Origin of the sequence: Mesorhizobium sp. M0761 (assembly GCF_040320205.1) — a bacterium.
Lineage (GTDB): Bacteria > Pseudomonadota > Alphaproteobacteria > Rhizobiales > Rhizobiaceae > Mesorhizobium.
In genome coordinates, this window is record NZ_JAMYPF010000001.1 from 89,140 (window position 1) to 101,959 (window position 12,820).

The following is a 12,820-nucleotide window of genomic DNA, read 5'->3' on the forward strand; positions in this document are numbered from 1 at the left end:
CCTTTGGAAACCGTAAAACTCAAGTCGCCCATCGATGGTTCCATTTACGCCGAGCGGCCAATCGCGACCGACCAGGCGATCAATGCCGCGGTCGAGCGCGCCAAGGCGGCGCAGGAGAAGTGGGCGCTGACGCCGATCGTCGAGCGCGGCAAATTTATGCTGGCGATGCTCGAAGCGCTGGTCGCGATGACCGACGAGATCGTGCCGGAGATCGCCTGGCAGATGGGGCGACCGGTGCGCTATGGCGGCGAGTTCGGCGGCGTCAGGGAACGCACCAATTACATGGTCGAGATCGCTGAAGCCGCGCTGAAATCCGTGCCGGCATCCAACCCGAAGGACGGCTTCCGACGCTATGTGAAGAAGGATCCGCTCGGCGTCGTCATGGTGATCGCGCCGTGGAACTATCCCTATCTGACCGCCGTCAACACCATCGTGCCGGCACTGATGGCCGGCAATACCGTTATCCTCAAACATGCGGCGCAGACGCTGCTGGTCGGCGAACGGTTCCAGCAGGCGTTCGACAAAATTGGGCTGCCCAAGGGCGTGTTCCAGAATGTCGTGCTGAACCATTCCCAGACCGAAAAGCTGCTCGGCTCGGGCAAGATCGACCATGTCAATTTCACCGGTTCGGTCGGCGGCGGCCGCGCCATCGAGAAGGCGGCGGTCGGCACCTTCATGACGCTCGGGCTCGAACTCGGCGGCAAGGATCCGGCCTATGTGCTGCCCGACGCCAAGCTCGACCATGCGGTGGCCAATCTGGTCGACGGCGCCTTCTACAATTCCGGCCAGTGCTGCTGCGGCATCGAGCGCGTCTATGTGCATGAGAAGGTCTACGACCAGTTCGTCGAAGGTTTCATCGCCGAGACGAAGAATTATGTCGTCGGCAATCCGCTGGAACAGGCGACGACAATGGGGCCGATGGCGCAGGCGCGCTTTGCCGACCTGATCCGCGAGCAGAAGGCCGAGGCGCTGCGCAAGGGTGCAATCGCACACATCAGTATGAAGGTGGCTAACGACAAGGCCGGCTCGCCCTATCTGGCGCCGGAAGTGCTGACCGGCGTCGACCACCAGATGAGCGTCATGCGCGAGGAAAGTTTTGGCCCGATCGTCGGCATCATGAAGGTGCGTAACGACGAGGAGGCGATCGCGCTGATGAACGACAGCCCCTACGGGCTGACCGCTTCGATCTGGACCGGCGATATCGAGCATGCGGTGGCGATCGGCGACCGCGTCGAGACCGGCACCGTGTTCATGAACCGCTGCGACTACCTCGATCCGGCGCTGGTCTGGACCGGCGTCAAGGACACCGGCAAAGGCGTCGCCCTTTCGGCGCTCGGCTACGACAATCTGACCCGGCCGAAATCCTTCCATCTGCGCGAAGCCATCTGATTTTTTGAAAGACAAGACATGTCCAAGCTGATCTCCAAATGGAACTACCCGACCACCGTCCGCTTCGGTGCCGGGCGCATCAAGGAACTGCCTGAGGTGCTCGCGGCCACCGGCATTAAGCGGCCGCTTTTCGTCACCGATCCGGGGTTGGCGAAACTGCCGGTCGTCGCTTCGACGCTGAAAATCCTCGACGACGCCAAGGTATCCTATGGCGTGTTCTCCGAGGTGAAGCCGAACCCGGTCGATTCCAACCTCACCGCCGGGATCGCCGTGTTCAAGAAGGGCAAGCATGACGGCGTCATCGCCTTCGGCGGCGGTTCAGCGCTCGATCTCGGCAAGCTGATCGCGTTCCAGGCTGGCCAGACGCGGCCGATCTGGGACTTTGAGGATGTCGGCGACTGGTGGACGCGCGCCAATTCGGATGCCATCGCGCCGATCATAGCCGTGCCGACCACTGCCGGCACAGGCTCGGAAGTCGGGCGTGCCGGCGTCATCACCAATGAGGCGACGCACACCAAGAAGGTGATCTTCCATCCGAAGCTTTTGCCGGCAATCGTCATTGCCGATCCGGAACTGTCGGTCGGCATGCCCGGCTTCATCACCGCCGGCACCGGCATGGATGCGCTGGCGCACTGCCTCGAAGCCTATTGCGCGCCGGGCTATCACCCGATGGCCGACGGCATTGCGGTGGAAGGTGTGCGCCTGGTGTTCGAGAACCTGCCCAAGGCCTACGCCAACGGCAAGGACCTTGTCGCGCGCGCCCACATGATGAGTGCGGCCGCCATGGGTGCTGCCGCCTTCCAGAAGGGTCTTGGCGCCATCCACTCGCTGTCGCATCCGATCGGCGCGCTCTACGACACCCATCACGGCATGACGAATGCGGTGTTCATGCCCTATGTCTTGGCCTTCAATCGCGACTCCATCGAGGAGCGGATTGCCCGGCTCGCTGCCTATTGCGGCATCAAGGGTGGCTTCGACGGCTTTGCCAAAGCGATCATCAAGCTGCGCAAGGAATTGAAGGTGCCGCATGCGCTGCCCGATCTGATCAAGGGGCTCGACATGGACAAGAAGCGCAAAGGGCTGATCGCCGACATGGCGGTGGTCGATCCGACCGCCGGCGGCAACCCGGTCAGGCTGACCAAAAAGGCGGCGCTGACGCTGCTCGAGAACACTATCGCCGGCACTGTCTGAGGCGGTTTCTGCGCCGGACGTGATCTAAAAACGAAGGGAAAGGAAGGGCAAGGGGGCAAAAAGCAAGGCAATAAACCATTAGCCGGGAAATTAAGTCGAGGCTAATTGCTACAGCCGGTTAAAAAGAGTTAACTTTTCGTACCGCCGGGGGCCAGTTTCAAAAAGCTTTCATCTGGCTGTCATATGAAACCGATACCGCATCGCAGGCGTCCAGGACGCCAGTTCAACGGAGAGAACACATGTTCAAGTTCACAGGGAAAGTGCTTTCCCTTTCGGCCGTCGCCCTCATGGCGACCTCTGCTATCTCGTCGGCCCAGTCCATGGATGAACTGGTTGCCGCTGCGAAGAAGGAAGGCCAGCTCACGACCATCGCGCTGCCGCATGACTGGTGCGGCTACGGCGCCGTCATCGACGGCTTCAAGGCAAAGTATCCTGAGATCACCATCAACGAACTCAACCCCGATGCCGGCTCCGGCGACGAGGTCGAGGCGATCAAGGCCAACAAGGACAACAAGGGCCCGCAGGCGCCCGACGTCATCGACGTTGGCCTGTCCTTCGGCCCGACCGCCAAGGCTGACGGCCTGATCCAGCCCTACAAAGTGTCGACCTGGGACTCGATCCCCGACAGCGCCAAGGATGCCGATGGTTACTGGACCGGCGACTACTATGGCGTGCTATCCTTCCTGGTGAACAAGGACCTCGTCAAGGAAGCGCCGGCTGACTGGGCTGACCTGCTGAAGCCGGAATTCGCCAACACCGTGGCGCTTGCCGGCGACCCGCGCGCCTCGAACCAGGCCATCCAGGCCGTCTACGCGGCCGGCATTTCCGGTGGTGCGGCTGCCGGCGAAGCTGCTGGCACTGCTGGTCTCGACTTCTTCAAGAAGCTTAACGCCGCCGGCAATTTCGTGCCGGTCATCGGCAAACCGGCGACCCTGGCACAAGGCCAGACGCCGATCCTGGTGACCTGGGATTACAATGCACTTGCCGGTCGCGACACGCTGAAGGGCAATCCGCCCGTCGACGTCGTCGTGCCGAAGACCGGTGTCGTTGCCGGCGTCTATGTGCAGGCGATCAGTGCTTTCGCACCGCATCCGAACGCTGCCAAGCTCTGGCTGGAGTATCTCTACTCCGACGAAGGCCAGATCGGCTGGCTGAAGGGCTATTGCCACCCGATCCGCTTCAACGATCTTGCCAAGAACGGCAAGCTCCCGGCCGACGTGATGGCCAAGCTGCCGCCGGCCGAGGCTTACGCTGCCGCGGTGTTCCCGACGCTGGACGAGCAGGGCAAGGCAAAGGAAGCCGTCACCAAGAATTGGGATGCCGTCGTCGGCGCCAACGTCAAGTAAGACTTGAAACCAACCGGGCGGCCTCGCGGCCGCCCGGTGTTCCTCGGAGACGGTAGCCGGCGCATGACAGATATCTCGCTTTCCGATCACGCAGTTGCCGGGAAGACCGCGCCCCCCAGCGAGGCGCGTGCAATGCGACTGCCGACGCAATGGCTCGGCGTTGCGCCATTCTTCATCTTCGCCATCATGTTCCTGATCCTACCCACGCTCTATCTGATGCTGGGTGCATTCCAGAACGATGCCGGCGAATTCACGTTCGAAAACATAGCAGCACTGGCGCAGCCATCGATTGTCGCCGCCTACTGGATCTCGCTCAAGGTCAGCCTTTCCTCGTCGCTGATCGGCGCCTTCGCAGGTCTCGGCATCGCCATCGCCATCGTGCGCGGCGGCCTGCCGGAGTGGATACGTTCGGCGACGTTGACATTCTCCGGCGTGGCTTCCAATTTCGCCGGCGTACCGCTGGCCTTCGCCTTCATCGCCACGCTCGGCCGGCTGGGCCTTGCCACGGTGATGCTGAACACTTTTTTCGGTCTTAATATCTACGCGCACGGCTTCAACATCCTGTCGTTCTGGGGCCTGACGCTGACCTATGTCTATTTCCAGATTCCCCTAATGGTGGTCATCATCACGCCGGCGATCGACGGCTTGAAGAAGGAGTGGGGCGAGGCTGCGGCGACGCTTGGCGCCACCCAGACGCAATACTGGCGCATGGTGGTCATCCCGGTGATCTGGCCGAGTTTCCTCGGCACGGTCATCCTGCTCTTCGCCAATGCCTTCGGCGCCATCGCCACCGCCTATGCGCTGACCGGCTCTTCACTCAACATCGTGCCGATCCTGCTCTATGCGCAGATACGCGGTGACGTGCTGCACAATGCCCATCTCGGCTATGCGATCGCCTTCGGCATGATCGTCATCACCGGGCTGGCCAATGTCTTCTACATCTGGTTCCGGACGCGCTCGGAGAGGTGGCTGAAATGAAGTCCGGAAAATTCTGGGCCTGGGTCGTCTTCGGGCTGGGCGCGGCCTATTTCTTCATTCCGCTGATCGCGACGGTGGAATTTTCCTTGCGCATGCGGCGCGGCGCTTATTCCTTCGACGCCTATCAGATCGTGCTTGGCGACCCTCGTTTTCAGGCGACCTTTGGCTACTCAGTGCTTGCCGCCATCTTCACCATCATTCTGGGCGTGTTGATCGTGGTGCCCGCCGCCTACTGGATTCGACTGCGCCTGCCGCAACTGCGCCCGATCGTAGAGTTCATCACGCTGCTGCCGCTGGTCATTCCCGCCATCGTCATCGTCTTCGGCTATATCAGGATGTACGGTTCGAATTCGCCGCTGCCGTTCCTGGCGACCGACATGGGCACAAATGCCTTGCTGGTCATCGGCTATGCAATGCTGGCGCTGCCATACATGTATCGCGCGGTCGATACCGGACTGCGCACCATCGACGTCAGGACGCTGACCGAAGCGGCGCAGATCCTTGGCGCCGGTTGGGGCACGATCATTGGTCGTGTGATCCTGCCCAATGTGCTGATCGCCGTGCTGTCGGGCGCCTTCCTTACCTTCGCCATCGTCATTGGCGAATTCACCATGGCCAGCTTGCTCAACCGGCCCGCCTTCGGCCCCTATCTGCAAAACGTTGGCGCCAACCGCGCCTATGAGCCGGCGGCGCTTGCCATCATCGCCTTCGCCATCACCTGGGGCTGTATGTCGCTGATCCAGATTCTGTCCCGTTTCGCGCCGAGATCGGCGAACCGCCCGAACTGATCGACAAAGTACTGATCGAAAGAAAAAGCCATGGCCGAACCATTCCTCTCCATCCAGCATGTGCGAAAATCCTTCGGCGCCACCACCGTGGTCGAAGATTTCAATCTTGATGTCGAGCCGGGCGAGTTCGTTTCCTTCCTTGGGCCATCGGGTTGCGGCAAGACCACCGTGCTGCGCATGGTCGCCGGTTTCGAAGAGCCGTCGGCGGGCAAGATCGTCGTCGCAGGCAAGGACATCACGAGGCTAAAGCCCAACCAGCGCAATGTCGGCATGGTGTTCCAAGCCTATGCGCTGTTCCCCAACCTGACGGTGGCGCAAAACATCGGCTTTGGCCTGAAGGTCGCCGGCATGCCCAAGGCGGACATCGACAGACGCGTGGCCGAGATGCTCGACATCATCAAGCTGCCGCAGATGGCCGACCGCTATCCCTACCAGCTCTCCGGCGGCCAGCAGCAGCGCATCGCGCTGGCGCGTGCCATCGCGCCGAAGCCGAAGCTGCTTTTGCTCGACGAGCCGCTGTCGGCGCTCGACGCCAAGGTACGTGTGTCGTTGCGCGAGGAAATCCGCTCGATCCAGAAGAAGCTCGGCATCACCACCATCTTCGTCACACATGACCAGGAAGAGGCGCTGTCGATCTCCGACCGCATCGCGGTGATGTATGGCGGCAAGGCCGAGCAGGTCGGCACGCCGTTCGAGATCTACAACCGGCCGGCGACCAAGTTCGTCGCCAATTTCGTCGGCACGCTGAACGTGCTCGAAGGCAAGGTCACTGACGCCGCGGCCGGCACGGTGCAAGTCAACACGCAGGAAGTCTCGCTCAAGGGCAAGCTCAACGGCTCGAAGTCCGGTGACACCCTGTCGCTGGCGCTGCGTCCCGAGGCGATTTCGCTAGGGCGCCAGCCCGGTCGCGATTCAAGCCTGTCGGGCGAAATCTCCGAAGTGCACTTCCTCGGCTCGGTGATCCGCGTTCGCGTCGGCATCGGCGGCAACACGGTGTCGCTCGACACCTTCAACAGCCCGGCCACACCACCGCCGGCTGTTGGCGAGAAGGCGGAGATATCGTTTTCATCGAGCGACATGCTGGTGCTGCACTAGTAAAAGCAGCATCCCAAGGGAACCGAGACGGTCGAATCAGGCCAGCGCGATGAACGGCCGTATCCTGCCAAGGTCGGGCGTTTGCTGGACAATCAACAGCATCTTGCCATCCAGCCACTGCCCATGATGCCGCTTCGCCGCTACGATGGGCCATGGCGCTATTCGAACTTACCCTCATCCTGCTTCTGGCTGCCGTCGCGCTGACGGCGCTGTCGCGGCGGCTGGAAATTCCCTATCCGTCCCTGCTGGCTCTGGCCGGCGTCGCGATTGCCTTCGTACCCGGTGCGCCGACGATCGAGATCGATCCGGAGCTGGCGCTTGCCCTGTTCATCGCGCCGGTGCTTCTCGACGCCGCCTATGACACGTCGCTGCGCGACCTCAAGCGCTTCCGGCTGTCGCTCGCGTTGCTCGCGCTGGGCGCCGTGGTCTTCACCACCGTGGTGGTTGCCTTGGTCGGCTGGAAGATGGCCGGCCTGCCGATCGCGGCGGCAATCGCGCTTGGCGCCATCGTCGCGCCACCGGATGCGGTGGCCGCATCCGCCGTGCTCAGCCAGTTCAAGGTACCGCACCGCATCACCGCCATCCTGCAGGGCGAGAGCCTGCTCAACGATGCCACGGCGCTGCTGATCTACCGGCTGGCGGTTTCGGCCGCGCTTGGCACGATCATGCTCAGCAACGCCGTTCCGGTGATCCTGCTGGCAACGATCGGCAGTGTGATCGCGGGCTATCTGTTTGGCCGCGTCTCGCTGCTGGCGCTCGGCCGCATCGAGGATGCGGCGAGCAGCACGGTGGTGCAGTTTGCCGGAACCTTCGCCGTGTGGATCATCGCCGACAGGCTCGGCCTTTCCGCCATCATCACCATCGTCGTCTATGCCATGACCATTGCGCGCAGGGCGCCGCGCCAGTCGTCGGCGAGACGCCGCGTCAGCACCTATTCGGTCTGGGAGTCGGCGGTGTTCGTGCTCAACGTGCTGGCTTTCGTGCTGATGGGCCTGCAGGCACGCACGATCGTTGGCAGGCTGGCCGGCGACGGGCAAGGCGAAGCATTCCTTTTCGCCGCAACGGTGCTGGTCGTCGTTATCGTCGCGCGCCTTGTCTGGGTGGCGAGTTACGTCGCGATCATCCGGTGGCTTGCCCGCTTCGGCAGCCAAGAGGCAAGGCGGGAATTGCCGACGTTCGGCGGCGCCGTCATTGTCGGCTGGTGCGGCATGCGTGGGTTGGTGACGCTGGTGGTGGCCATTGCGCTGCCGGCCGATTTTCCCGGCCGCGACCCGATCGTGCTTGCCGCCTTCGCGGTGGTGCTGGGCACGCTGGTGCTGCAAGGCATGACGCTGAAGCCGCTGCTGCGCTGGATCAACTTCGACCCCGATAGAACCGTCGACAATGAGGTGGCGCAGGCGCGCGTCGCCATCATGCAGGCAGCACTGGACGTGCTGAGCCGCAAGACATCTGCGGCGGCGGCCGTCGTGCGCGAGCAGTATGAGGCGCAGCGCCTGATTGCGGAAAACCCGGATGATGCTCAGGCCGCGACCGAATACGACCGGCTGCGCCTCTATGCCATCAACCGCCAGCGCGACACGCTCGAGGAGTTGCGCAGCAACGGCACGATCGGCGACGAAGCCTACCACCGGCTGGAGGAAGAGATCGACTGGGCCGAACTGGCGGCATCGCCGGCGGGCCGGTTCCAGCCGCTGACCACATCATAGACGCTGGCCCAGTTCCGCCGTCGTGCCGGTACATTGCAACCCGTCTGCCGAACCGCTACTGCCAAAGCGAAATTGAGCCGGATAAGCAATGAAACTGGTCAGCTACAACATCCAGTACGGGTTCGGCGGCGATGGCCGTTACGATCTTTCGCGCTGCACCAAGCTGGTCGACGGCGCCGATATCATCGCGCTGCAGGAGGTCGAGCGGCATTGGCAGCGCACCAATGAGGACGACCAGCCGGAGGTCCTGTCCAAGCTGCTGCCTAGCTATTACTGGGTCTATGGCCCGGCCTTCGACATGGACGCCAGTGAGCGCCGCGACGGCCGGGTCGTCAACCGCCGCCGCCAGTTCGGCACCATGCTGCTGTCGAAGCTGCCGATCGCCTGGTCGCGGCTGCACGCGCTGCCCATGCGCCGCACGCTGCGGCCGCTCAACACGCGCAACGCCGCGCTCGAATGCATGATCCGCACGCCGGCCGGACCGGTAAGGGTCGTGTCGCTGCATCTCGCCCATATCGCGGCGGAGGAGCGTCTGGAGCAGATCGACTATCTCTTGGCCGAGCATCGCCGCGCGCCGTCCGAGGGCGGCCCGTGGAGCGGCGCGGACAATGAGCCTTCGCGCAACTGGACCAGTGGCGAGGCAGAGCCGGAAAACCCGACAGCTGCGATCTGGATGGGCGATTTCAACATGGAGCCGGGCAGCGCCGAATACAGCCGCATCGTCGGCAGCACGCCCTATCATCGCGGGGCAGCTTATCTCGACGGCTTTGTTGATGCCGCTGCCGTCGCTAGCGAGCCGGCTGCCGATTTCCACACCCATGTGAAAACGATCGACGGGAAAGTGGCAAAACGCCGGCTCGACCATTGCTTCGTCGGCGGTATGTTCGCGGACCGTGTGCGCTCGGTCAGTGCCGATATAGGCGAGATCGCTTCAGACCATTTTCCGGTCCGGATCGATATCGATCTCGAAACGCCTTTGAACTCGGGAGATCGGTGAGCCCTCGATGACGCTTTTCGTCTTTTTCGCGGTGCTTGCCGCCGCCGCCATGCACGCGATCTGGAACGCGCTGGTCAAGGTGCATCTCGATCGCTTCCTGTCGATCACGCTGATGACGCTGGGCATGGGTTTTGCCGCACTGTTCGTGCTGCCCTTCGTCGAGTTTCCAAAGGCCGCGGTATGGCCCTTTATCATCGCCTCGGTGCTCTTTCACATGGGCTACCGGACCTTCCTGATCGGCGCCTACAAGGCCGGCGATTTCGCCCAGACCTATCCGCTGGCGCGCGGCACGGCGCCGCTTTTGACCGCCCTCGGCGGCGTTGTCGTGGTGCAGGAGATGCCGGCGCCGTTCGCCATCCTCGGCATCCTGCTGCTGTCGGCCGGCACGCTGGTGATGTCGTTTCGCGGCGGCGCGCATCTGGAGCGGATCAATGTGCGGGCGGTCGGCTTTGCGCTCGGCACTTCGATCTTCATATCCAGCTATACGCTCTCCGACGGCAGCGGCGCGCGGCTGGCCGCAACGGCAACGAGCTATGCCGCATGGCTGTTCATCTGCGATGCCACGTGGGCGCTGGTGCTGTGCCTCATCTTTCGCGGGCCCAAGGCGCTGCCCGTGCTGGCGCGTGACTGGAAGGCAGGCCTGTTCACCGGCGTGCTCAGCGGCGCGGCCTACTGGATCGTCATGTGGGCGATGACCAAGGCGCCGATCGCCTCGGTGGCGTCGTTGCGCGAGACGTCGATCCTGTTTGCCATGATGATCTCGGTTTTCGCGCTCGGCGAGAAGATGACAGGCTGGCGCGGCGGGGCCGCGCTCAGCATCGTCGCCGGTGTCGTGGCCCTCAGGCTGGGCTGAGAGCCTGATACTTCAGCCGAGCACCGTCATCACCTGTCCGCGCCGTTCCGGACTGAAGCGGATGACGAGGATGATGCAGACGGCGACCACGCCGGCAAACAGCGCCAGCGCGTAGCCACGAGATTGGGCGAGAAGGCAGCCAGCGCGCCGATCACCGAATAGCTGACGATGTTGAGCATCAGAATGGGCTTGCGGCCATATTTGTCGGCCAGCCTGCCGAAGAAGAAGGCGCCGATGAAGCGTGTCGCCAGCGTCAGGAACAACGCTTTGGAGACTGCCGGGACGTCAGTGATGAATTCGGTTGCGATATCGGTGAGCAGGAACGTCAGAAGGAAGAAATCGAAAGCGTCGAGCGTCCAGCCGAGGAAGGAGGCAAGGACGGTTTTCTTCTGCTGCGCGGTGAGAGCCACGACGTTCCTCCTAAACGCCCCCGGGGAACGATATGTTCCTTGGGGCGCAAAAGAGAACAGGCGTCAGCCGGCTTTCGAAAGAAGCGCGGTCACTTTTTCGTAACGTCGAGATCGAACACCATCAGCCCGTCGGTGCCGCCTTCGAGCGCTGCGACCAATCGGGCGCCGGCGCGCTGATGCGCTTCATGCACGAGATAGGCGTCGCGGGCGGCGGCATCGCGGAAGTCGATGGTGAAGGCATGGCTGAAGCCGCGCGCGAACGGCTCCGGGCTGACATTGGTGCTGAAATGGGCCGTGTCCATGCCGTCGACAACGGAGCGCAGTGCTTCGAGATCGGCGTGGATTGCCGTGCGCTCGGTGGCGGGCACATCGCTGCGGAAGCGTACGAAGACGCAGTGTCTGAGCATTGGTTCGTTCTCCTAAGTGGCTATGCGGCCCGATTGCCGGAGAACACCGCCGGCGGAAGCGGCTCGCGGCCGAGGATGATGTCGGCGCCTTTTTCGCCGACCATGATGGTCGGCGCATTGGTGTTGGAGGAAGGCACGCGCGGCATCACCGAGGCATCGCAGACGCGCAGGCCCTCGATGCCGCGCAGGCGCAGGTCCGGTGTGACCACCGCCATATCGTCATGGCCCATGCGGCAGGTACCCACGGGGTGATGGTCGGTCTTGGCGGTGCGGCAGGCATAGTCGATCAGCTCGTCATCGCTGGCGAGCGATGGTCCGGGCAGCACCTCGCGCAACACGTAAGGTGCAAGCGCCTTTTGCCGCATGATCTCGCGCGCAAGCCTGAGGCCCTTGATCGACATGGCGCGGTCATAAGGGTCCGACCAATAGTCGGGATCGATCAGCGGGTGGTCGGCCGGGTCGGCGCTGCTCAGCCGCACCGTGCCGCGCGAGCGCGGGCGCAGGAAGGCCGAGTTCAAGGTCACGCCGGGGTTCTTCAACCTCTCGACGCCGGCCTCGATGCCGGAGCCCAGTCCCAGATGGAACTGGATGTCGGGCGAGGCGGCGGTCGGATCGGCGTACCAGAAGCCGCCGGTCTCGAACAGGCTGGAGGCGACCGGCCCTTTCTTCAGCAGCAGATACTGCAAGCCGGCCCACGCGGTGCGGTGCAGTTTGGCGTAGTTGTCATAGGTGTGGTCGCCGGTGCATTCGGCGATGACGAACAAATCGAGATGGTCCTGCATGTTGGAGCCGACACCGGGCAGATCATGCACCGGCGTCACGCCGACCGATTTCAGGTGATCAGCCGGGCCGATGCCCGACTGCATCAACAGCTTCGGCGAACCGATGGCGCCGGACGAGACGATCACTTCGCGCTCGGCGCGCATGATGGTCTTCTCGCCGCCGGGTTTGTCGGCGATCTCGACGCCGGTGGCGCGGCCTTTCTCGACGACGATGCGGGTGACCAGCACATCGGTTCGGACCGTCAGGTTCTTGCGGGCGCGGATGGGCTTCAAATAGGCGACCGAAGCGGATGAGCGCCGGGCGTCCTTCTGGGTCAGCTGGTAGTAGCCGACGCCTTCCTGGCTAGCGCCGTTGAAATCCGGGTTGAAGGGGATGCCCATCTCTTGGCCGGCGCGGAAATAGGCTTCGCAAATCGGCAGCGGCGAAATAGGGTTCGACACGCCGAGCGGCCCCTGGTCGCCGTGAAAATCGTTGGCGAAGCGCTGGTTGTTCTCGGCGCGCTTGAAATAAGGCAGCACGTCGCGATAGCCCCAGCCCGCGAGGCCCTCTTCCTTCTCCCATGCGTCGTAGTCGCGAGCGTTGCCGCGCGTGTATATCTGGGCATTGATGGACGAGCCGCCGCCGACCACCTTCGCCTGCGTATACCAGAAGACGCGGTCCTGCATGTGCCTCTGCGGCACGGTCGACCAGCCCCAGGAAGCGATGCCCTTGGTCATCTTGGCAAAGCCCGCCGGCATGTGGATGTAGGGGTGCCAGTCCTTGCCGCCGGCCTCGAGCAGCAGCACGGAGTTCGCTGGATCCTCGCTCAGCCGGTTGGCCAGAACGCAGCCGGCCGGGCCGGCACCTACGATGATGTAGTCGGTCATAACCCTATCCA

11 protein-coding genes and 1 pseudogene are annotated in these 12,820 nt (G+C 63.2%); 9 read left to right on the forward strand and 3 right to left on the reverse strand.

Features of this window, described 5'->3' with window-relative positions:
• Positions 1-3 precede the first annotated feature (3 nt).
• From NKI32_RS00470 to NKI32_RS00510, 9 genes are all read left to right on the forward strand, one after another.
• Entirely contained in the window at positions 4-1,389 is a 1,386-nt protein-coding gene (locus NKI32_RS00470) for an aldehyde dehydrogenase family protein (protein WP_023817251.1), read from the forward strand.
• 18 nt (positions 1,390-1,407) lie between these two features.
• Positions 1,408-2,580, forward strand: a complete 1,173-nt coding sequence (locus NKI32_RS00475) for an iron-containing alcohol dehydrogenase (RefSeq protein ID WP_023683212.1) — start codon at positions 1,408-1,410, stop codon at positions 2,578-2,580.
• Positions 2,581-2,819: 239 nt separating this feature from the next.
• Entirely contained in the window at positions 2,820-3,926 is a 1,107-nt protein-coding gene (locus NKI32_RS00480; protein WP_023671169.1) for an ABC transporter substrate-binding protein, read from the forward strand.
• A 63-nt stretch (positions 3,927-3,989) separates the two neighbouring features.
• The gene (locus tag NKI32_RS00485; RefSeq protein ID WP_023817252.1) at positions 3,990-4,904 is read left to right on the forward strand and encodes an ABC transporter permease; all 915 of its coding nucleotides are present in this window, start codon (positions 3,990-3,992) and stop codon (positions 4,902-4,904) included.
• Positions 4,901-5,692 carry an ABC transporter permease gene (locus NKI32_RS00490; RefSeq protein WP_023671171.1) on the forward strand — a complete coding sequence of 264 codons (792 nt, stop codon included), beginning with the start codon at positions 4,901-4,903 and terminating at the stop codon, positions 5,690-5,692. The genes NKI32_RS00485 and NKI32_RS00490 overlap by 4 nt, the downstream gene beginning before the upstream one ends.
• Positions 5,693-5,722: 30 nt before the next feature.
• Positions 5,723-6,787, forward strand: a complete 1,065-nt coding sequence (locus NKI32_RS00495) for an ABC transporter ATP-binding protein (protein WP_023683214.1) — start codon at positions 5,723-5,725, stop codon at positions 6,785-6,787.
• Positions 6,788-6,939: 152 nt separating this feature from the next.
• Complete coding sequence (locus NKI32_RS00500; RefSeq protein ID WP_353001509.1) at positions 6,940-8,493, forward strand: cation:proton antiporter; 1,554 nt, start codon at positions 6,940-6,942, stop codon at positions 8,491-8,493.
• A gap of 88 nt (positions 8,494-8,581) precedes the next feature.
• Positions 8,582-9,490, forward strand: coding sequence for an endonuclease/exonuclease/phosphatase family protein (locus NKI32_RS00505; protein WP_353001511.1), 909 nt, complete (start codon positions 8,582-8,584; stop codon positions 9,488-9,490).
• 7 nt (positions 9,491-9,497) lie between these two features.
• Complete coding sequence (locus NKI32_RS00510; RefSeq protein ID WP_023737624.1) at positions 9,498-10,343, forward strand: EamA family transporter; 846 nt, start codon at positions 9,498-9,500, stop codon at positions 10,341-10,343.
• Between the two features lie 119 nt (positions 10,344-10,462).
• Here the strand turns inward: NKI32_RS00510 and NKI32_RS00515 are convergent.
• The 3 genes and pseudogenes from NKI32_RS00515 to NKI32_RS00525 form a co-directional block, all read right to left on the reverse strand.
• A pseudogene (locus tag NKI32_RS00515) lies at positions 10,463-10,753 on the reverse strand (MFS transporter); the annotation flags it as partial.
• 89 nt (positions 10,754-10,842) lie between these two features.
• On the reverse strand, positions 10,843-11,160 hold the full coding sequence (locus NKI32_RS00520) for a Dabb family protein (protein WP_353001514.1): 318 nt from the start codon (positions 11,158-11,160) through the stop codon (positions 10,843-10,845).
• A gap of 20 nt (positions 11,161-11,180) precedes the next feature.
• Positions 11,181-12,809, reverse strand: a complete 1,629-nt coding sequence (locus NKI32_RS00525; RefSeq protein WP_353001516.1) for a GMC family oxidoreductase — start codon at positions 12,807-12,809, stop codon at positions 11,181-11,183.
• Positions 12,810-12,820: the final 11 nt, after the last annotated feature.

Bases quoted from the DNA above. Each gene is read 5' to 3' on its own strand.
- NKI32_RS00485 (WP_023817252.1), top strand. From the start codon at position 3,990: ATGACAGATATCTCGCTTTCCGATCACGCAGTTGCCGGGAAGACCGCG.
- NKI32_RS00495 (WP_023683214.1), top strand. From the start codon at position 5,723: ATGGCCGAACCATTCCTCTCCATCCAGCATGTGCGAAAATCCTTCGGC.
- NKI32_RS00520 (WP_353001514.1), bottom strand. From the start codon at position 11,160: ATGCTCAGACACTGCGTCTTCGTACGCTTCCGCAGCGATGTGCCCGCC.
- NKI32_RS00490 (WP_023671171.1), top strand. From the start codon at position 4,901: ATGAAGTCCGGAAAATTCTGGGCCTGGGTCGTCTTCGGGCTGGGCGCG.
- NKI32_RS00475 (WP_023683212.1), top strand. From the start codon at position 1,408: ATGTCCAAGCTGATCTCCAAATGGAACTACCCGACCACCGTCCGCTTC.
- NKI32_RS00510 (WP_023737624.1), top strand. From the start codon at position 9,498: ATGACGCTTTTCGTCTTTTTCGCGGTGCTTGCCGCCGCCGCCATGCAC.
- NKI32_RS00500 (WP_353001509.1), top strand. From the start codon at position 6,940: ATGGCGCTATTCGAACTTACCCTCATCCTGCTTCTGGCTGCCGTCGCG.
- NKI32_RS00480 (WP_023671169.1), top strand. From the start codon at position 2,820: ATGTTCAAGTTCACAGGGAAAGTGCTTTCCCTTTCGGCCGTCGCCCTC.
- NKI32_RS00525 (WP_353001516.1), bottom strand. From the start codon at position 12,809: ATGACCGACTACATCATCGTAGGTGCCGGCCCGGCCGGCTGCGTTCTG.
- NKI32_RS00505 (WP_353001511.1), top strand. From the start codon at position 8,582: ATGAAACTGGTCAGCTACAACATCCAGTACGGGTTCGGCGGCGATGGC.